Below are 19,736 nucleotides of genomic sequence, written 5' to 3' on the forward strand. Positions count from 1 at the left end.
GTTCACCTCACTCCTGGTGGTGAGCCGGCGCGCTGCCGGCTCGCGAATTCATGTCGGGCGCCGCGGCGTCCAGGGCGGCCAGCCGCGCCTCGAGCCAGCGGACGAAGGCGGGATCCGGCGTCGCCTCCACCTCCAGCACCCAGCTGTCACGGGGCGCCAGGTCACGGCACTTCACGGCGTCCTTGGCGGTCATCACCAGCGGGCGACCGTCGGCGAAGGCGAGCTCCTCGGAGCGATAAGCGTGGTGGTCGTCGAAGGGGTGGGCAGTCGCCTCGACGCCGAGCTCGGCCAGGGTCTCGAAGAAGCGCGCCGGGCGGCCGATGCCGGCCACGGCGTGCACCGGCCCCGTGAACGGCAGCGGTAGCGGTGGATAGCGCTTGCCGTCACCCAGCCGGCGCCAGGCGACCGGGGCCAGCGTCATCGCGAAGGCCCCCGGCGGCGGGGTGAAGGCCGGCTGGCCGTCGACCGCCACGCCATTGATCACGACCGCGTCGACACTGGCCAGTCGCGAGAGCGGCTCGCGCAGCGGCCCCGCCGGCAGGCAGCGGCCGTTGCCGAAGCCCCGGGCCCCGTCCACCACCACCAGCTCGAGGTCGCGCCCCAGGGCCAGATGCTGGAGGCCATCGTCGCTGACCAGGATGTCGCACCCCGCCGCCAGCAGCCTGCCTGCCCCGCGGGGGCGGTCCGGGTCCACCACCACCGGCACCCCGGTCTGGTCGGCCAGCATGCGCGGCTCGTCGCCGCACTGCGCCGCGGGTGTCCGGTCATCGACCCACAGCGGATAGGCGTCGCTCTGCCCGCCATAGCCGCGGGAGAGGATGCCCGGGCGATGACCGCGCTCGACGAGGTGGCGCACCAGCCAGGCCACCAACGGCGACTTGCCGGTGCCGCCCAGCGTCAGGTTGCCCACCACCACCACCGGCACCGGGGCCCGCCACACCGCGCGGCGCCCCTCGGCATAGGCAGCGGCGCGACGCGCCACCGCGGCGCGGTAGAGACCCTCCAGGGGACGCAGCAGCGCCAGCCAGGGTGCACCGCCATAGGCGGCGGCCAGCCAGCGCTCGCCCAGCCCACTCATGCGGGGTCGGCCTCCTGGAACTGCAGGCGGTACAGCGCGGCGTAGGCGCCGTCGCGGGCCAGCAGCTCGGCGTGGCTGCCCTGCTCGATCACCTCGCCCTGCTCCATGACCAGGATCCGGTCGGCGTGCTCGATGGTGGAGAGACGGTGGGCGATCACCAGAGTGGTACGCCCGCGGCAGACCTCTTCCAGCGCCGCCTGGATATGGCGCTCGGACTCGGTGTCCAGCGCCGAGGTGGCCTCGTCGAGGATCAGCAGCGGCGAGTCCTTGAAGATCGCCCGGGCGATGGCCAGGCGCTGACGCTGGCCGCCGGAGAGCATCACGCCGTTGTCGCCCACCACGGTGGCGTAGCCGCCGGGCAGGCGCTCGATGAACTCGTGGGCATGGGCGGCCCGGGCGGCGGCCTCGATGGCCGCAGGGTCGGCGTCGGGTACGCCATAGGCGATGTTGTCGGCGATGCTGGCGTTGAACAGGGTCACCTGCTGGGAGACCAGGGCGATCTGGCGGCGCAGCGGCGTCAGGCGGTAGTCGTCCAGGGGCACGTCATCGACCAGCACCCGCCCCTCGGTGGGCCGATAGAAGCGCGGCAGCAGCCCCACCAGGGTCGACTTGCCGCTGCCCGAGCGGCCCACGATGGCGATCATCTCGCCCGGCGCCACCTCGAGGTCGATGCCCTTGAGCACCTCGGGCTGGCCCTCGCCGTAGCGGAAGCGCACGCCCTCGAAGCGGACCCTGCCGACCAGCCGGCCCGGCTCGTGGTGCCCCTCGTCCCGCTCGGCGGGCACCTCCAGCAGGCCGAACAGCTCGGCGGCGGCGGCCAGCCCCTTCTGGATCTCGCTGTTGATCTCGGTGAGCTGGCGCACCGGCTTGGCCATCAACGAGGCGGCGGTGATGAAGGCGACGAACTCGCCGGCGGTCATGTTGTCCATCAGCGCCGGCGACATGGCCAGCCACACCAGCACCGCCAGGGCCAGGGCCACCAGCAGCTGAATCACCGGAGTGCTGACCGCCTTGGTCAGCGCCTCCTTCATGCTCTGCTGGCGGTTGTACTCGCTGGCGGCGGCGAAGCGAGCCTTCTCGAAGCCCTCGGCGCCGTGGGTGCGCACCACCCGGTAGCCGGAGAGCGCCTCGGAGGCCACGTGGGTGACGTCCCCCATGGAGGCCTGGATGCGCATCGAGATGCGCCGGAAGCGCTTGCTGGCGTAGCTGACCACCCCGCCGATCAGCGGCGTGACGGTCAGGAAGAGCAGCGTCAGCATCCAGTTGGTCCACAGCAGGTAGCCCACCAGGCCGAGGACGAAGAGCCCCTCGCGCAGCAGGATGGTCAGCGCCTTGGTGGCCGCGCCGGTGACCTGCTCCACGTGGTAGGTGACCCGCGAGATCAGGTGGCCGCTGGAGTGGCTGTCGAAGAAGCGCCCCGGGAGGTGGAGCATATGGTTGAAGACGTTGCAGCGCAGGGCGTGGACCACGTTGCGCGCCACGTTGCTCATGAAGTAGGTGCCGAGGAAGGTGCCGAGGCCCCGGGCGGCGAACATGCCCACCACGAAGAGCGGCAGGAAGAGCCGGAAGGAGGCATCGGGGTTCTGGATGCCATCGATCAGGCGCTTCATCATCTCGGCGAGCGCCGTGCTGGAGGCGGCATAGATAACGTAGCCGACAATGGCCAGGCCGAAGGAGCGCCAGTGGGGGCGCACATAGCTCAGCAGGCGCTTGTAGAGCGTCCAGCCGGAGTGTTGGGGGGTCCTGTCCTGATTCACGGCGTCTCCGCTTGTGGGGAAATGGTCTCGCCGGTGCGGCTTTCGGTGGTGGCGATACGCACCCGCTCGATGCCCTGCAGACCGGCCTGGTCGAGCACGCGGACCACATCGGCGTGGCTGGCGCGGCCATCGGCCTCCACCACCAGACCGTGCTCGCGGGCCTGCTCGGCCTCGGCGGCCAGCGCCGAGGCCAGCTCGGCCGGCGTCAGCTCGCGCTCGCCGAGGCGGTAGACGCCGGCCGCGGTGACCACCAGGGTGACCGGCGAGACCTCGGCGGCGGCCCCGCTGGTCGTCTCGGGCAGTTCGAGCTCCAGGGCCTGGCGGGTCTCGAAGGTGGTGGAGACCATGAAGAAGATCAGCAGCAGGAACACCACGTCGATCAGCGGCGTGAGGTTGACCTCCACCGGGTCGCGGCGGGTACGCGCAAACCTCACGAGCGCTTCACCCGGGGCGCCATCCGCCCGTCGGCCTCGAGGCGCTCCTCCTCGGCGGCGGCCTCGTGGCGCTCGGCCAGGGTCAGCTCGCCGCCGTAGTGGGCGAGGAACTCCACCACCTGGCCCGACTGCTCCTCCATGCGCACGGTGATGTCCTCGACCCGGCGCAGGAAGTAGCGGTGGAACATCAGGGCGGGAATCGCCACGGTCAGGCCCGCCGCGGTGGTCACCAGGGCGCGGGAGATGCCCCCGGCCAGATCGGCGGTGCGGCTGGCGCCGTCGCCGGCGACGATCACCGAGAAGACCTCGATCATCCCCACCACGGTGCCCAGCAGCCCGATCAGCGGAGCGATGGCGGCGATGGTGCCGAGGGGGCTCAGGAAGCGCTCCATGTCATGGATCACCGCGGTGCCCGCCTCCTGGAGACGCGCCCGCACCTGTTCATGGCCGAGGCGCGCGTTGCGCAGCCCCGCGGCCAGCACGCCGCCCAGCGGCGAGTGGCTCTCCAGCCAGAAGAGGTTGACCTGGCCCCGGGAGACCAGAGTGCAGACCTCCTGGCCGAGCCCCCGGGGCGCGATGCGCCCGGCACGCAGGGTCCAGAGGCGTTCGATGATGATCACCGTGGCCAGCAGCGAACAGCCCAGCAGTGGCAGCATCAGCCAACCCCCGGCGATCAGGGCCTCCATCATGTCCATGCGCTTTCCCTCGAAGATGCCCCGTGAACCTTGATCCCGAACTCAGGGCGATTCTAACGCAAGGCAGTCGGCTCCGACACCGCCCCGCCGCCAGGGCAGTGGCCGTGTGCTCTCGACGACCCGACCCGCCTCGCCCCCCAGCCGGAACGTCAGCGCGCCATCCAGCGCCGTGCTCCACTGGCAGCTGCCGGCGCCGCGGAAGCGCCTGACCACCTCGTCGTGGGGATGGCCGAAGGCGTTGCGCCGCCCGGCGCTGTAGACCACCTGACGCGGGGTGAGCCACTGCACCAGCTGAGGCCCGGAGCTGGTCTGGCTGCCGTGGTGGCCGGCCACCAGCAGGGTCACCGGCGCCTCGGCCTCGAGCAGGAAGGCGCGCTCCACCCGGCGCCCCACGTCGCCGGTGATCAGCAAGCGCTGCCCGCCCACGCTCGCCTCCAGCACGCAGGAGCGGTCATTGCTGGAGAGCGCGGCGGTCTCCTCCGGCGGCCACAGGAAACGGAAGCGCACGCCGTCCCGCTCCCAGCTGTCGCCGCGCCGGCAGGCGGCGAAGGGAACGCCGATCTCCTCGCCAGGCGGCGCCAGGAAGCGCCCCACGCGATGGCGCTCCGCCAGCAGCGCCACCCCGCCGGCATGATCGATGTCATCGTGGCTGACGATCACCTCGTCGAAGCGCTGACCCGGCGGCCACAGCACGCTGACCGGGACGAACCCCGAGGCGAAGCGTGGCCCCGCATCATAGAGCGCCCGATAGCCGGCGGTGCGCAGCTCCACCAGCTGCCCCTGGCCCACGTCCAGCACGCGCACCTCCAGCTGGCCGGGGGGGATGCCCGCCGGCGCAAGGCTCAGCGCCACTGCGGCCAGCGCCAGGCTGCCCGTGGCGCGCAGCGGGGCCGCAAGCCCGGGCAGCACCCAGAGCAGCGCCATCAGCCCCAGGCAGAGCGCCAGGGGCGTCACCAGGGCCGGCTCGGGGAGCCACAGCGGCAACCAGGCCACGGCGGCCTCCAGGCCTCGGGCCAGGGCCTCGCTCAGGTGCGCGAAGAGCCACCAGCAGAGCGCGGAGAGCGGCGGCAGCGGCGCCAGCAGCCAGCCGAGCAGCCCCAGTGGCACCAGCAGGCTGCTGACCACGGGCACCGCCACCAGGTTGACCAGCGGCGCGGCCGGGGCCAGCCGCGCGAAGGCCAGCAGCACCGCCGCGGCCATCAGCGGCGCCAGCAGCAGCTGGGTCCTAACCAGAGCCCACAGCCAGCCGCGCACGCCACGGGGACGTGGCCGGCCCTGCCAGGCCAGGATCAGCAGCGCCACCGCCAGGAAAGAGAGCCAGAGCCCCGGGCGCCAGGCGCTCAGCGGGTCGATGGCCAGCACCACGGCCAGCGCCAGCCACCACCCCTGCCAGGGCCCCGGGGCGTGGCGCCCGCTGGCGACCCACAGCCCTATCAGCGCCATCACCAGGGCACGCAGCGCCGGGGGCTCCAGGCCGGCGAGGGTCGCATAGCCCGCCGCCGCGACGCCGGCCATCCACCAGGGCCACACCGCCAGGCGCCATCCCCCCGGGGTCGCCAACCGCGCGGCTCCCCGGCCCAGCAGCAGGGCAAACCCCGCGACCAGCCCCACATGCAGCCCGGAGATCACCATCAGGTGGGTGGTGCCGCTGGCGTTGAGCAGGGCCCAGTCATCCGCCGTCAACCGATCGCCGGCGCCCAGGGTCAGGGCCGCCAGCCAGCGCTCGGCGCGAGGTGGCAGCGCCCGGCCCTCCAGATGCGTGAGGGCATGCTCACGCAGGCCGGGCGCGGACTCGGCCAGCCGCTGCGGCGGCGGCTCATGGCGCACATAGCCGGTGGCCTGGATGCCCTCGCGCCACAGCCAGGCCTCGTAGTCAAAGGTGTGGGGATTGGCGAAGCCCGCCGGCGGACGCAGCCGCACGGTGAGCGCCCAGTGCTCGCCGGGCTGCATGGGGGGCGCCTCGAAGGCGCTCAGGCGCACGCGTCGCAGGCGTTCGCAGGCGGGGCGCGCCGCGGCAAGCGGGTGGCAATCGCTCACCGCCAGGGTGAGGCGGGTCAGCCGCTCCTCCTCCGTCACCTCCACCAGCCGCCCCTGGATGGCGAGATCCTCGCGCAGCAGCCCATCGGGCAGGACCGCCCCGCGTGCCAGCAGCACGGCGGCCGTCACGCCGACCAGTGCCGCCAGAGGCAGCCAGTCGGCCGGTCTCCGCCTGGCCAGCGCGCCGAGGGCGAGGAGCCCCAACCCCTCGAGCAGCCCCGGCGGCGGCTGGCTGCCCAGTCCCAGGCCAGCGAGCGCGGCCAGGGCCAGGAGGATGGCCATTCCAAGTCGCATTCCCTTGCTCCGGATGGGTGCATGTCTGCCCGTGCCCGGCGCCCTGCGTGGAAGCGCAGTCATGGCAAAGGCAGGCCCTTGTATGGATAATAGCTCGCGTCACGATGCCGCGAGCCCGACGACATGCCGCGCCGCTTTCTCCAGCGCTACATGCCCCACCCCGAGACACTCAGGCGCCAGCGCTCGCTGCGTTTCATGAGTCACCTGATCGGCAACCCGGCCCTGTGGGTGTTGAGTCGTCGCAGTGTGGCCAACGCCTTTTCGGTGGGCCTGTTCAGCGCCATGCTGCCGATTCCCTTCCAGATGGTGGTGGCCGCCTTCGGCGCCTGGCTGGCGCGCGCCAACCTGCCCCTCTCCGTGGGCCTGGTATGGATCACCAACCCGCTGACCATGCCGGTGATCTTCTACGCCAACTACCGCCTCGGCGCCTGGCTGATGAACATGCCGGCGCGGGAGGTGCCCGAACGCCTCACCACCCGCTGGATTGCCGAACAGATGGCCGATATCCTGCCCGCCCTGGCGGTGGGCTCGGTGGTCACCGCCGTCGCCCTGGCGCTGCTCGGCAACCTGGCGATCCGGCTGATCTGGCGCTGGCAGGTCTCGCGCAGCTGGAAGGCCCGGCGGCGCCGGCGGCGCCAGGCGCCCTGCGACAAGGATCTGCCCTGAGGCGCCGCTGCTCCCACCCTATCGTTGCCCTATCGACTGCCCATACGCGAACGGCCGGCCCCAAAGGGGGCCGGCCGTTCGCGGTTGCCAGACGATGGCGGCGTCGCGCCTGCGGGCTTACGCCACCGGGGTGGGCCGCGGCTGCTCGCTCAGGCGTCCCTCGTCCAGGCGCATGACCCGGTCCTGATGGGCCGCCAGCCCCGGGTCGTGGGTCACGATGACGAAGGCGCAGGCGGAGGTGCGCGCCAGCTCATCCATCAGCGCCAGGATGCTCGCCGCGGTGTGCTGGTCCAGGTTGCCGGTGGGCTCGTCCATCAGCACCAGGCTCGGGTCGGTGACCAGGGCCCGGGCGATGGCCACCCGCTGGCGCTCGCCGCCGGAGAGCTCACCCGGCTTGTGGTCGGCGCGCCCGGCCATGCCGACCCGCTCCAGCAGCTGGCGGGCGCGCGCCTCGGCGACCTTCTTGCGCTGCCCGCGCACGATCAGCGGCAGCGCGGCGTTCTCCAGGGCGGAGAACTCGGCCAGCAGGTGGTGGAACTGGTAGACGAAGCCGATATGGCGGTTGCGGAAGTGGCCCAGGGCCGCGTCGCCCAGCGCCGAGAGCGACTCGCCGGCGATGCGCACCTCGCCTCGGGTGGGCTGGTCCAGGCCGCCCAGCAGGTTGAGCAGGGTGGTCTTGCCGGAGCCGGAGCTGCCGACGATGGCGACCCGCTCGCCGGCATGCACGGTGAGCTCGAGTCCGTCCAGCACGGTGACGTCCTGGGGACCCTCGCGGTAGATGCGGGTCAGGTCGCGGCACTCCAGCATCGGCGCCCCCTGCACCGTGGCGGCGCCCTGCTCGGCGGTAGCTTGCATGGTCGTCTCACTCATAGCGCAGCACCTCGGCCGGCTGGACCTTGGCCGCCCGCCAGGCCGGATAGAGGGTGGAAAGGAAGGTCAGGCCCAGGGCCGCGGCGACGATGTCGCGCACGTCCGTCCAGTCGAGGCGCGACGGCAGGTTGCTGATGAAGTAGACCCCCGCGTCGAGGAACTGGATGCCGAACAGGCTCTCGACCCCGTCGATGATGTCGGAGATGGTCAGCGCCAGCAGCACCCCGAGCGCCACCCCGACCAGAATGCCAATCACCCCGATGGCCAGCCCCTGGACGATGAAGATGCCCATGATCGAGCGTGGCGTGGCGCCGATGGTGCGCAGGATGGCGATGTCGGCGTGCTTGTCGGTGACCACCATCACCAGGGTGGAGACGATGTTGAAGGCAGCCACGGCGATGATCACCGTCAGCAGCAGCGCGATCATACGCTTCTCCATCTGGATCGCCTGGAAGAGGTTGCCGTGAGAGAAGGTCCAGTCGATGCCGCGATAGCCCGGCCCCAGCTCGTTGATGATGCTGCGGGTCTCGGCGGCGGCCAGGAAGAGGTCGTCGAGCTCCAGGCGCAGGCCGCCCACGGCGTCGCCGAGGCGTGCCAGGGTCTGCATGTCCTCGATATTGGCATAGGCCAGGGCGGCGTCCAGGTCGGCACCGACGCTGAACACCCCGCTCACCGTGAAGCGCTTGAGGCGCGGGAAGACACCGGCCGGGGTGATCGAGGCCTCGGGCACCAGCAGGGTCACGGTATCGCCCACGCCGACCCCCAGCCGCCGGGCCAGGATGGAGCCCAGCACGATGTTCCACTCGCCGGGCTGCAGGTCGTCGAGCCTGCCCTGCTGCATGTGGCGGCCGATGATCGAGACACGATCCTCCCATTCGGGGTGGATGCCGTTGACCATGGCGCCCTCGTTGCGTCCACCCACCGAGAACATGCCCTGCTGCTCCACATAGGGCGCGGCGCCGATCACCCGCTCGCGCTCCATTAGCCGGGCGGCCAGGGACTCCCACTCCACCAAGCCGGTACGCGATTCGATCTTGGCGTGGGGCACCATGCCGAGGATGCGGGTACGCAGCTCGTGGTCGAAGCCGTTCATCACCGAGAGCACCAGGATCAGCACCGCCACGCCCAGCATCAGGCCCAGCATGGAGGTCAGCGAGATGAAGGAGATGAAGTGGTTACGGCGCTTGGCGCGCACGTAGCGCAGCCCGATCAGGAATGGCAGACGGTCAAGCATGGAGGCGTTCCTTGTCAGCGGGCGCCCATGGTACGGCTTTTTGGACGCCGCCGCACCGGGGCGGCGACGTCTTGCCGCGGATTTGCACGACTCCCGCTCAGGCCAGACGAGGCTCGGTGATCGGCAGCGCCTCGGACATGCCGATGCAGGCTCCCTGAGCATGGTCGACGCCCAACTCGCCCACCCGCGCCAGCACCTCGGGGCTATGCACGAACTCCGCCACCGTCTCGATGCCCAGCTCCCGAGCGAGCGAGGGCGGGGGTCGCGGAGGGGAACCCTCTCACGGTCGCCACTTGCATCGCCGTGCATTGATGCCTACATTCGCGACCTGACCCACCGATCCACCCAGCGGGGCTTTCTCTGACCATGGCCAAACGCCTGCTTCCCGAATGGCACCCTCAGGATGCCGTCCAGCTCACCTGGCCCGGCCCCGAGAGCGACTGGGCGCCGCTGCTCGAGCGCATCGAGGCCACCCTGGAGGCCATGGTGGTCGCCATCGCCCGCTATCAGGCCGTGCTGATCAGCGTGCCCGACACCGCCACCCGCACCCACCTGGCCGGCCGCTTCGCAAGCCTCGGCGTGCCGGAGAAGCGAGTGACGCTGGTGGTGGCGCCCGCCGACGACACCTGGGCCCGGGACCATGGCCCGCTGGCCGTGGAGGATAACGGCGAGCTGCGCCTGCACGACTACGTCTTCACCGGCTGGGGCGGCAAGTTTCCCGCCGCCCGGGACAATACCCTGACCCGGCGGCTGGCAGAGGCCGGCGTCTACGCCTGCCCGGTCAGCGAGCGCGGCCTGGTGCTGGAGGGTGGGGCGCTGGAGAGCGACGGTGCCGGCACCCTGCTCACCACCGAGGCGTGCCTGCTCAATCCCAACCGCAACCCCGGCCTCGATCGAGCGGCGGTGGAGGCCTGGCTGCACGAGGACTTCGGGGTGACCCGGGTGCTGTGGCTGGCCCATGGCCACCTGGAAGGGGACGACACCGATAGCCACGTGGACACCCTGGCGCGCTTCTGCGACCCGGCCACCATCGCCTACGTGCGCTGCGACGACGAGAGCGACCCCCACTACCCGGCGCTGGCCGCCATGGAGGCGGAGCTCAAGGCCCTGCGCCGCCGGGACGGCGAGCCCTACCGGCTGGTGCCGCTGCCCTGGCCGAGCCCCTGCTTCGACCCGGTCGACGGCCACCGCCTGCCGGCCACCTACGCCAACTTCCTGATCATCAACGGCGCGGTGCTGGTGCCTACCTATGGCGACGCCGCCGACACCCGGGCGCTGACCGCCCTGGCCGGCGCCTTCCCGGGGCGCGACATCATCCCCATCGACTGCCTGAGCGTGATCCGCCAGCACGGCAGCCTGCACTGCCTGACCATGCAGCTGCCCCAGGGTAGCCTGGCCATCGAGAAGCGGGACGCCACCTGAAACAAGAGGCGCCGAGGGACAGGTCATCGCGGGGTCCTTTTCCAGGGGTGGAAAAGGTAGCGTACAGGGAAGTATTCACAGCGCCCCCGCAGAGACCTGTCGCCGGACCCGCCTCAAAAAGAGACATACGAGGAGGTTTCATCATGCCCCACCAACTGAAGGTCGGCCTGGTCCAGCAGCCCGCCTGGCCCGACAAGGCCAAAAGCCTCGCCGAGAGCGAGGCCGGCATCCGTGAGCTGGCCGCCGCCGGCGCCGAGCTGGTGATGCTGCAGGAACTGCACGCCACCCACTACTTCTGCCAGTACGAGGACACCGAACTCTTCGACCTGGCCGAACCCCTGGACGGCCCCACCGGCACCCGCCTGGCGGCGCTCGCCGCCGAGCTCGATATCGTGCTGGTGGGCTCGCTGTTCGAGCGCCGCGCGCCGGGGCTCTACCACAACACCGCCGTGGTCTACGACCGCAAGCACGGTGCCGTGGGCCACTACCGCAAGATGCATATCCCCGACGACCCGGGCTTCTATGAGAAGTTCTACTTCACCCCGGGCGACGCCGACGACGCCCGCGGCCAGGGCTTCCACCCCATCGACACCTCGGTGGGCCGGCTCGGCCTGCTGGTGTGCTGGGACCAGTGGTACCCGGAGGCGGCGCGCCTGATGGCGCTGGCCGGGGCGGAGCTTTTGCTCTACCCCACCGCCATCGGCTGGGACCCCGCCGATGACGACGCCGAGAAGAGCCGCCAGAAGGACGCCTGGACGCTGATCCAGCGCAGCCACGCGGTGGCCAATGGCGTGCCGGTGATCGTCGCCAACCGGGTCGGCCACGAGCCGGATCACTCCGGGGTCGGCCGCGGCATCGACTTCTGGGGCGGCAGCTTCATCGCCGGCCCCCAGGGGGAGCTACTGGCCCACGGCGGCGTCAACGCCGAGCGCCTGCTGGTGACCCTGGACATGGCGCGCGGCGAGGACGTGCGCCGGATCTGGCCGTATCTGAGAGATCGCCGCATCGACGCCTACGGCGATCTGACCCGGCGCTACCGGGACTGAGACTGGTGCCGTCAGCAAGCCAGAGGGCGCCGGGGCAGTTGCTACCTACTCGCCCTCTTCGGCCCGCGGCAGCACCCAGTTGAGCACGATGCCCACCAGGGCCGCGAGGCTGACCCCCTGCAGGGTGAACTGGCCGCCGCCGAACTGCATGCCGCCGATACCGAAGACCAGGATCAGCGAGATCACCACCAGGTTGCGCGGCGCGGTCAGCGAATGGCCGGCGCGCACCAGGGTGTTCATGCCTACCACGGCGATGGAGCCGAACAGCAGGGTCATGATGCCGCCCATTACCGGCCCCGGGATGGTCTGCAGCAGGGCGCCGAGCTTGGCCACGAAGGCCAGGCCGATGGCGAGACAGGCCGCCACCACCATGTATTTCGGGTTGAAGGCCCGGGTCAGGGTCACCGCGCCGGTCACCTCGGAATAGGTGGTGTTGGGCGGGCCGCCGAACAGCGCCGCGGTGGTGGTAGCCAGGCCATCGCCCAGCAGGGTGCGATGCAGGCCCGGCTTCTCCAGGTAGTTCTTCCGCGTCACCGAGCCGATGGCCACCATGTCGCCGATATGCTCCACCGCCGGCGCGATGGCCACCGGGATCATGAAGAGGATCGCCGCCCAGTGGAAGCTCGGCGCGGTGAACGCCGGGATCGATAGCCAGGCCGCCTCGCGCACCGGCGTGAAGTCCACCATGCCCATCGCAAGCGCCAGCACATAGCCGGTGACGATGCCGCCCATGATCGGGATCAGGCGGATCAGGCCGCGGCCGAACACCGCCAGCACCAGCGTCACCAGCAGGCTGGTCATGGAGAGGAAGATCGCCGGGGCATAGCCGATGTTGTCGCTGGTCTCACCGGTGGCCATGCTGACCGCCACCGGCGCCAGCGCCAGACCGATCACCATGATCACGGGTCCCACCACCACGGCCGGCAGCAGCCGATGCAGCCAGGCGGTGCCCTTGAGGCGCACCGCCTGGGAGATCACCACGTAGACCAGGCCGGCGGCCATCAGGCCGCCCATGGTGGCCGGAATACCGAAGTTGGCCACCGAGCCCTGGATCGGGGCGATGAAGGCGAAGGACGAGGCCAGGAAGACCGGCACGGTGACCCGGGTCACACCGTGGAACACCAGGGTCCCCACGCCGGCGGTGAACAGCGCCACGCTGGGGTCGAGCCCGGTGAGCAGCGGCACCAGTACCAGGGCGCCGAAGGCCACGAAGAGCATCTGGGCCCCAGTCAGCAGGGTCCTGGGCAGTGATTCGGCCGCGGGCTGGGCGGCCGCCGAGGTGTCAGTCATGAAAGTTCTCCGAAAAAACGCCCCTGGAGCGAGGTCTCAGGGGCGCGATGACAACAGGCAGGGAATCAGCGAGTACCGAAGATCTTATCGCCGGCATCCCCGAGGCCGGGCACGATATAGCCGTGCTCGTCGAGGCGCTCGTCCACGCCGGCGGTGTAGATCTCGATGTCCGGGTAGGCGTCCTGGACCCGTTTGATCCCCTCGGGCGCCGCTACCAGCACGATCACCTTCATCTGCTTGCAGCCGCGCTCGCGCAGCATGTCCAGGGTCGCCACCATGGTGCCCCCGGTGGCCAGCATGGGGTCGATCACGATGGCCATGCGCTCGTCGAGGTCACCCGCGAACTTGGCGAAGTAGGGCACCGGCTCGAGGGTCTCCTCGTCGCGGTAGAGCCCCACCACGCTGATCCTGGCGCTGGGGATCAGGTCGGTGACGCCGTCGAGCATGCCGAGGCCGGCGCGCAGGATCGGCACGATGGTGACTTTCTTGCCCTTGAGCAGGTTCACGGGGATCTTGTTGCCGCTCCAGCCGTCGATCTCCTGGACCTCGAGCTCGAGATCCTTGGTCGCCTCGTAGGTCAGCAGCTTGGCCAGCTCGCCGGCCAGCTCACGGAAACTCTTGGTGCTGATGCCGGCTTCGCGCATCAGGCCCAGCTTGTGCTGGACCAGGGGGTGCTGGATGGCGTAGACGCTCATGGGAGGACCTCTTTCACTGGTGCGACGGCAGTCGCTGGCGGCGGAAAGGTGCATCGACCTTGGTCGGATGGACCAGGGTGACAAATTGCGCGCCATTCTACCCGCATCCCGCGTGGAGGTTAAGGCGAACCCGCGTCCGGTCGCTCGGGCAGCTGCCAGTCGATGGGCGCACGGCCGTGTTCGACCAGAAAGGCGTTGGCCCGGGAGAAATGGTGGTTGCCGAAGAAGCCGCGATGGGCGGAGAGCGGCGACGGGTGCGGCGACTCCAGCACCAGGTGGCGCGAGGCATCGATCAGCGCCCTCTTCTTCCGCGCGTGGCTGCCCCACAGCAGGAACACCGTGGGCTCGCCGTGCTCGCTGACCGTGGCGATGGCGCGGTCGGTGAAGGTCTCCCAGCCGCGCCCCCGGTGGGAGCCGGCATTGCCCTGCTCCACCGTCAGCGAGGTGTTGAGCAGCAGCACCCCCTGGCGCGCCCAGTGCTCCAGGTGGCCGTGGGCCACCGGGCGGAAGCCGACATCGCTGGCCAGCTCCTTGTAGATGTTGGCCAGCGACGGCGGAATGCGCACCCCCGGCTTCACCGAGAAACACAGGCCATGGGCCTGGCCGGGGCCGTGGTAGGGATCCTGACCGAGGATCACCACCTTGACGGACGGCAGAGGCGTCAGCTCGAAGGCCCGGAACCAGTCGGCGGAGTGAGGGTAGATGATCTTCCTGGCCGTCTTCTCGGCGGCCAGGAAGTCGCGCAGCGACTGCATGTAGGGCGCCTGGAACTCCTCGCCCAGCCACTGCTGCCAGCTATCGGGAAGCGGTGCCGCCATCCCTGCCCTCCTCGCGCCTCAGCGCTTGACCTGGTCGACCAGCGGCTCGACGTAGGCCACGCCCATGTCCCAGGGAAACTGGATCCAGCAGTCCTGAGCCACCTCCGTGAGGTACTGGTCCACCAGCGGGCGGCCCTCCGGCTTGGCATAGACGGTGACGAAGTGCGCCCGAGGCAGCAGCTCGCGCACCTTGCGCGCGGTCTTGCCGGTGTCCACCAGGTCGTCGACCAGCAGCCAGCCCTCGCCGTCATGGTCGACGCCCTTCATCACGTCGAGCCCCCCCTGCTCCATGTGGTCGTAGCTCTTGATGCAGACGGTATCGATCAGCCGCACGTTGAGCTCCCGGGCGATCAGCGCGGCGGGGATCAGCCCGCCGCGGGTAATGGCGATGATGCCCTTGAAGTCGCGCTCCACCAGCTGGTGGCAGAGCTCGCGAACGTCGCGATGCAGCTGGTCCCAGGAGACGGTGAAGTGCTTGTGGTAGCGGTTGCTGCTCATGGGGTCACTCGTCCTCGGTGAAGGAACAGACAGCGAAGACGTTGAAGCCCGCCTCGCGGATGCGCGCAGAGCCGCCGAGATCCGGCAGGTCGACGATGGTGGCGGTCTCCACCACCTGGCCCCCGCTGCGGGTGATCAGCTTGGCGGCGGCCAGCATGGTGCCGCCGGTGGCGATCAGGTCATCGACGATCAGAATGCGATCGCCCTGCTTGAAGGCGTCGGAGTGGAGCTCCACCTCGGCCTCGCCGTACTCCAGGGTGTAGGTCTCGCTGATGGTACGGAAAGGCAGCTTGCCCTTCTTGCGCACCGGCACGAAGCTGCAGCCGAGCTCGTAGGCCAGCGGCGCCCCGACGATGAAGCCGCGGGCGTCGATGGCGGCGACGGCATCAATCTCCATTTCCTGGTAGCGGTGCACGAAGCTGTCGATCAGTTTGCGGAAGGCCGCGCTGTTCTGCAGCAGCGGCGTGATGTCACGGAAGTTCACCCCCGGCTGCGGCCAGTCGGGGACGGTGCGGATGACGGACTTGATGTAGTCGCCGTAGATGCTCATCGATACGGGTCTCGGTGAGTGGGTGCAAGCGGTAGTCGGGGGATCAGTCGAGGAACAGGAACTTGGCGGCGAACAGCAGCGCCAGCACGACCACCGCCGGATTGAGGTCCTGGAAGCGCCCGGAGAGCGCCTTGATCGCCGCATAGCTGATGAAGCCCAGGGCGATGCCCTCGGCGATGGAGAAGGTCAGCGGCATGGCCAGGGCGGCGATCAGCACCGGCGCGGCGTCGGTGGGGTCTTCCCAGTTGGCATGGGCCAGGCTGCCGGCCATCAGCACCGCCACGTAGAGCAGCGCGCCGGCGGTGGCGTAGGCGGGAATCGAGCCCGCCAGCGGGGCGAAGAAGAGGCTGATCAGGAACAGCACCGCGACCACCACGGCGGTCAGACCGGTGCGCCCGCCGGAGGCGATGCCCGCAGTGGACTCGATGTAGCTGGTGGTGGTGGAGGTGCCGAGCACCGCACCGGCCATGGAGGCGGTGCTGTCGGCCATCATGGCGCGCCCGAGGCGCGGCAGCTTGCCGTCCTTGTCGAGCAGCTTGCCGCGATGGGCCACGCCCACCAGAGTGCCGGAGGTGTCGAAGAGGTCGACGAACAGGAAGGCGAAGATCACGCTGAGCATGGCGATGTCCAGCGCCCCCCACAGGTCCAGCGCCATGAAGGTGGGGGCGATGGAGGGCGGCATGGACATGATGCCGCCATACTCGTTGTGGCCGAGCAGCATGGCCATCACGGTGATGCCAAGGATGCCGATCATCACCGCCCCGGTGACCTTCAGGTAGGCCAGCGCGGTGATCACGAAGAAGCCCAGCAGCGCATAGATGGCCGCCGGCTGGGAGAGATCTCCCAGGGAGACGTAGGTGGCCGGGTTGGAGACCACGATACCGGCGTTCTTCAGGGCGATCATCGCCAGGAAGAGGCCGATACCGGCGGCGATGCCAAGGCGTAGGGAGAGCGGGATCGAGTGGATGATCCACTCGCGCACCTTGAAGATGCTGAGCAGGAAGAAGCAGAGACCGGAGAAGAAGACCGCGCCGAGCGCCGCCTCCCAGGTGTAGCCCATGCCCAGCACCACGCCGTAGGTGAAGAAGGCATTGAGGCCCATGCCCGGCGCCTGGGCGATGGGGTAGTTCGCCCACAGCCCCATGATCAGACAGCCGATGGCCGCGGCCAGGCAGGTGGCGACGAAGACCGCGCCATAGTCCATGCCTGCCTCGGAGAGGATGCTGGGGTTGACGAAGATGATGTAGGCCATGGTCAGGAAGGTGGTGATCCCGGCGATGACCTCGGTCTTCACGTTGGTGTTGTGCTCGGACAGCTTGAACTGCTTGTCGATCAGGCTCTTCATGAGGCTCATTCCTGCGCGCGTGGACGGTGCGACGGTCCCTTGGGGGGACGAGAAGGGTCACGAGAAGGGTCACGAGAAAAGCGGCCTATGGTACCCACATCCCCGGCGGGATGCGAGAGACCGGAAGGCCGCCGATTCAGACGCTTCACGCTGCTCTTCACACTGTATAAGCAAAGGCCGGGCCAGGCGCCAGCCGCGCCGCCAACGCAGACCTGACGAAATGGTCAATCACCCGCTGCGTTCAGATGCCGCGGGCCGCCAGCACCCGCTCCACGGTCTCGACGATGGCCTGGGTCTGGGGGTCGATCTCGATGTTGACACGATCGCCCGGCACCCGGTCCACCAGGGTGGTACGGGCCAGGGTCTCGGGGATCAGGTTGACGCAAAAGCGCGGGCCGTGGGCGGCGCTGGCCGGGCGCACCTCGCCGATGGTCAGGCTCGCGCCATCGACGCCGATGTAGCCCTTGTCGAACAGGAAGCGCCCCAGGGCGTGGGGCAGTTCGAACCAGAGGCGACGATTGTTGGGTGCCTCATCGAGCTCCACCAGTTCGGCCATCGCCATCACGTGGCCGGACATCGAGTGCCCGCCGATCTCGTCGCCGAAGCGGGCGGCGCGCTCGATATTGACCCTGTCGCCGACCGCCAGTGCACCAAGATTGGTCACCCTGAGGGTCTCGCGCATCAGGTCGAAGCTAATCCGCTCTCCGTCGATGGCGGTCACCGTCAGGCAGACCCCGTTGTGGGCCACCGAGGCACCGAGCTCAAGCCCCTGGCGCAGCGCCTCGGGCAGGGCGATGACATGGGTGCGGAACTGCTCCGCTTCTTCAATGGCGACCACCTCGGCGGTGCCCTGCACGATACCGGTGAACATGGCGTCTCCTCGACTGGGATGGGCCCCGGACGGGGCCAAGGCTCACGAGTGTAGAGAACTCCGCCCCGCCGCGTCCACGCCGGGACCCGGCAGCTCAGCACTTTCACCTACCATCCACGATTGAACAGGAAATTATTCTGTCTACCTGGCGGGTCGGCCACAACAACACCCAGGCTGATTGACAGCCACGTCCGCCGCGCCTAAGCTTCCTCGCTACATTGAACGGCGCCGATTTGTACCCGGCTTGCGGGCGCCAGCGCGGTGGCACGCTCCTCGGAGCGGCCAGCGTGTGAAGTGCAGCTAAAAGGGTGTGTCCAGCGTTGATGGCCACCCGCAAGGGTGGCCTTTTTTGTGCTCCACCCTGTCCTGCCCCGCCCGCCCCGGCGCCCCGTTTGCGGTGCTTCCATGATCCGACTACGTAACGTCTCCAAGACCTATGTCCTCAAGGGCCGGCGCGGCAGCGCCCGGACCGTCCAGGCGTTGAAGGATATCGACTTCCACGTGCCCGCCGGCCAGATCCACGGCGTGATCGGCCTCTCCGGGGCCGGCAAGTCGACCCTGATCCGCTGCGTCAACCTGCTCGAACACCCCACTACCGGCACCGTCACCGTGGACGGCCAGGAGCTCACCGGGCTCTCCCGCCAGGCGCTCAACCAGGCGCGCCACGGGATCGGCATGATCTTTCAGCACTTCAATCTGCTGACCAATCGCACGGTATTCGCCAACGTGGCCCTGCCCCTGGAGCTGATGGGCATGAAGCGCGCCGAGATCCGCAGCCGGGTCACGCCGCTGCTGGAGCTGGTGGGCCTGGCCGACAAGGCGGCCCAGTACCCGGCCCAGCTCTCCGGCGGCCAGAAGCAGCGGGTGGCCATCGCCCGAGCGCTGGCCAGCCGGCCCAAGGTGCTGCTGTGTGACGAGGCCACCTCGGCGCTGGATCCCCAGACCACCGCCTCGATCCTGGCGCTCTTGCGCGACATCAACCAGAAACTCGGCCTGACCATCCTGCTGATCACCCACGAGATGGAGGTGGTCAAGGCGATCTGCCACCGGGTCAGCCTGATCTCCGATGGCGAGCTGGTCGAGGAGGCCGAGGTCGGCGACTTCTTCACCTCGCCCAAGACCCAGCTGGGCCGCGAGTTCCTCAACGACTTCCTCCGGCTGGAGCCGCCCCGGGCGCTCTTCGAGCGTCTGGAGGCGACGCCCGGCGAGCACACCCACCCGGTGGTGCGCCTGGCCTTCTCGGGCGACGCCGTCTCCACCCCGCTGATCTCCCGGCTCGCCCGGGAGTGCGGCGTCGACGTCAGCATCCTGCAGGCCAAGGTGGAGTCGATCCAGGAGCGCACCCTGGGGCTGATGATCGCCGAACTGATGGGCCCGCCGGTCAAGACCCGCGAGGCCATCGACTACCTCGAATCCCATGATCTGCACGTGGAGGTGCTCGGCCATGTCCAGCGCAATGATTGACCTTATCCTCCGAGCCACCCTGGACACTCTCTACATGGTGGCCATCTCCGGGGTGCTCTCGGCTCTGGTGGGCATTCCCCTCGGGGTGCTGCTCTACGTCACCCGCCCCGGCCAGCTGCTGGCCCAACCGACGGTGAACGGCGTGCTCGGCATCGTCACCAACATCGGCCGCTCGATACCCTTCATCATCCTGATGGTGGCGATCATCCCCTTCACGCGCATGCTGGTGGGGACCTCCATCGGCACCAATGCCGCCGCCGTGCCGCTGACCATTGCCGCCATCCCCTTCATCGCCCGCCTGGTGGAGGGCGCGCTGAACGAGATCAACCCGGGCCTGGTGGAGGCCGCCCAGTCCATGGGCGCCACCCCCTGGCAGATCATCCACAAGGTACTGCTGCCCGAGGCCCGCGGTGGTATCTTCACGGCGCTGACCGTCACCGTGGTGACCCTGGTGAGCTACTCCGCCATGGCCGGCGCCGTGGGCGGCGGCGGCCTGGGTGATCTGGGCATCCGCTACGGCTACAACCGCTTCAACCCCACCATCATGCTGATCACGGTGGCGATACTCGTGGTCATGGTGCAGGGCTTTCAGAGCATCGGGGACTATCTCGTTCGCAAGAGCGATCACAAATAGCAAAAAGCTATTTAAAATTATATTTTTATTCCGCTATT

20 protein-coding genes are annotated in these 19,736 nt (G+C 69.4%); 5 read left to right on the top strand and 15 right to left on the bottom strand.

The features are described from left to right. Positions 1–7: 7 nt before the first annotated feature. Genes lpxK through DER72_RS00450 form a run of 5 tightly spaced genes read right to left on the bottom strand, consistent with a single transcriptional unit; the run spans position 8 to position 6,283 of the window. On the bottom strand, positions 8–1,078 hold the full coding sequence (gene lpxK / locus DER72_RS00430) for a tetraacyldisaccharide 4'-kinase (RefSeq protein WP_110068038.1): 1,071 nt from the start codon (positions 1,076–1,078) through the stop codon (positions 8–10). Beyond that, entirely contained in the window at positions 1,075–2,835 is a 1,761-nt protein-coding gene (gene msbA / locus DER72_RS00435) for a lipid A export permease/ATP-binding protein MsbA (RefSeq protein WP_110068039.1), read from the bottom strand. The genes lpxK and msbA overlap by 4 nt, the downstream gene beginning before the upstream one ends. After that, positions 2,832–3,269, bottom strand: coding sequence for a biopolymer transporter ExbD (locus tag DER72_RS00440; RefSeq protein ID WP_110068040.1), 438 nt, complete (start codon positions 3,267–3,269; stop codon positions 2,832–2,834). Before DER72_RS00440 ends, msbA begins: the two co-directional genes overlap by 4 nt. After that, entirely contained in the window at positions 3,266–3,964 is a 699-nt protein-coding gene (locus tag DER72_RS00445) for a MotA/TolQ/ExbB proton channel family protein (RefSeq protein ID WP_181395575.1), read from the bottom strand. Before DER72_RS00445 ends, DER72_RS00440 begins: the two co-directional genes overlap by 4 nt. Positions 3,965–4,006: 42 nt before the next feature. Next, a complete protein-coding gene (locus tag DER72_RS00450; RefSeq protein ID WP_258306130.1) occupies positions 4,007–6,283 on the bottom strand; it encodes a DNA internalization-related competence protein ComEC/Rec2 in 2,277 nt (758 codons plus the stop codon). Positions 6,284–6,418: 135 nt separating this feature from the next. Between DER72_RS00450 and DER72_RS00455 the strand changes: the two genes are divergently transcribed. Continuing rightward, complete coding sequence (locus DER72_RS00455) at positions 6,419–6,961, top strand: DUF2062 domain-containing protein (RefSeq protein WP_110068042.1); 543 nt, start codon at positions 6,419–6,421, stop codon at positions 6,959–6,961. A 117-nt stretch (positions 6,962–7,078) separates the two neighbouring features. On the opposite strand, the gene DER72_RS00460 is transcribed toward DER72_RS00455, so the two are convergent. The 3 genes from DER72_RS00460 to DER72_RS00470 form a co-directional block, all read right to left on the bottom strand. Continuing rightward, positions 7,079–7,831 carry an ABC transporter ATP-binding protein gene (locus tag DER72_RS00460; RefSeq protein WP_110068043.1) on the bottom strand — a complete coding sequence of 251 codons (753 nt, stop codon included), beginning with the start codon at positions 7,829–7,831 and terminating at the stop codon, positions 7,079–7,081. Then, positions 7,824–9,065, bottom strand: coding sequence for a lipoprotein-releasing ABC transporter permease subunit (locus tag DER72_RS00465; protein WP_110068044.1), 1,242 nt, complete (start codon positions 9,063–9,065; stop codon positions 7,824–7,826). Before DER72_RS00465 ends, DER72_RS00460 begins: the two co-directional genes overlap by 8 nt. Positions 9,066–9,162: 97 nt before the next feature. Beyond that, the gene (locus DER72_RS00470) at positions 9,163–9,303 is read right to left on the bottom strand and encodes an EAL domain-containing protein (RefSeq protein WP_110068045.1); all 141 of its coding nucleotides are present in this window, start codon (positions 9,301–9,303) and stop codon (positions 9,163–9,165) included. 128 nt (positions 9,304–9,431) lie between these two features. On the opposite strand from DER72_RS00470, the gene DER72_RS00475 reads away from it, so the two are divergent. Further along, entirely contained in the window at positions 9,432–10,487 is a 1,056-nt protein-coding gene (locus DER72_RS00475) for an agmatine/peptidylarginine deiminase (RefSeq protein ID WP_110068046.1), read from the top strand. A gap of 143 nt (positions 10,488–10,630) precedes the next feature. Then, positions 10,631–11,533, top strand: a complete 903-nt coding sequence (locus tag DER72_RS00480; RefSeq protein WP_110068047.1) for a carbon-nitrogen hydrolase — start codon at positions 10,631–10,633, stop codon at positions 11,531–11,533. A gap of 45 nt (positions 11,534–11,578) precedes the next feature. On the opposite strand, the gene DER72_RS00485 is transcribed toward DER72_RS00480, so the two are convergent. From DER72_RS00485 to DER72_RS00515, 7 genes are all read right to left on the bottom strand, one after another. Then, entirely contained in the window at positions 11,579–12,823 is a 1,245-nt protein-coding gene (locus DER72_RS00485) for a uracil-xanthine permease family protein (protein WP_110068048.1), read from the bottom strand. A 65-nt stretch (positions 12,824–12,888) separates the two neighbouring features. Next, on the bottom strand, positions 12,889–13,518 hold the full coding sequence (gene upp / locus DER72_RS00490; protein WP_110068049.1) for a uracil phosphoribosyltransferase: 630 nt from the start codon (positions 13,516–13,518) through the stop codon (positions 12,889–12,891). Positions 13,519–13,637: 119 nt separating this feature from the next. Further along, the gene (gene ung, locus DER72_RS00495; protein ID WP_110068050.1) at positions 13,638–14,336 is read right to left on the bottom strand and encodes a uracil-DNA glycosylase; all 699 of its coding nucleotides are present in this window, start codon (positions 14,334–14,336) and stop codon (positions 13,638–13,640) included. Positions 14,337–14,354: 18 nt separating this feature from the next. After that, positions 14,355–14,834, bottom strand: coding sequence for a xanthine phosphoribosyltransferase (gpt, locus tag DER72_RS00500; RefSeq protein ID WP_110068051.1), 480 nt, complete (start codon positions 14,832–14,834; stop codon positions 14,355–14,357). Between the two features lie 4 nt (positions 14,835–14,838). Then, entirely contained in the window at positions 14,839–15,384 is a 546-nt protein-coding gene (locus DER72_RS00505) for an adenine phosphoribosyltransferase (protein ID WP_110068052.1), read from the bottom strand. A 43-nt stretch (positions 15,385–15,427) separates the two neighbouring features. Beyond that, positions 15,428–16,729: an NCS2 family permease gene (locus DER72_RS00510; protein ID WP_110068053.1), complete on the bottom strand. Its 1,302-nt coding sequence runs from the start codon at positions 16,727–16,729 to the stop codon at positions 15,428–15,430. A gap of 241 nt (positions 16,730–16,970) precedes the next feature. Continuing rightward, on the bottom strand, positions 16,971–17,600 hold the full coding sequence (locus DER72_RS00515) for a riboflavin synthase subunit alpha (RefSeq protein WP_110068054.1): 630 nt from the start codon (positions 17,598–17,600) through the stop codon (positions 16,971–16,973). 405 nt (positions 17,601–18,005) lie between these two features. On the opposite strand from DER72_RS00515, the gene DER72_RS00520 reads away from it, so the two are divergent. Further along, a complete protein-coding gene (locus DER72_RS00520) occupies positions 18,006–19,064 on the top strand; it encodes a methionine ABC transporter ATP-binding protein (protein WP_110068055.1) in 1,059 nt (352 codons plus the stop codon). Next, positions 19,045–19,698, top strand: a complete 654-nt coding sequence (locus DER72_RS00525; protein ID WP_110068056.1) for a methionine ABC transporter permease — start codon at positions 19,045–19,047, stop codon at positions 19,696–19,698. Before DER72_RS00520 ends, DER72_RS00525 begins: the two co-directional genes overlap by 20 nt. The last annotated feature ends 38 nt before the right edge of the window (positions 19,699–19,736 follow it).

Source organism: Halomonas sp. A11-A, assembly GCF_003182195.1.
GTDB classification, from domain to species: domain Bacteria; phylum Pseudomonadota; class Gammaproteobacteria; order Pseudomonadales; family Halomonadaceae; genus Halomonas; species Halomonas alkalicola.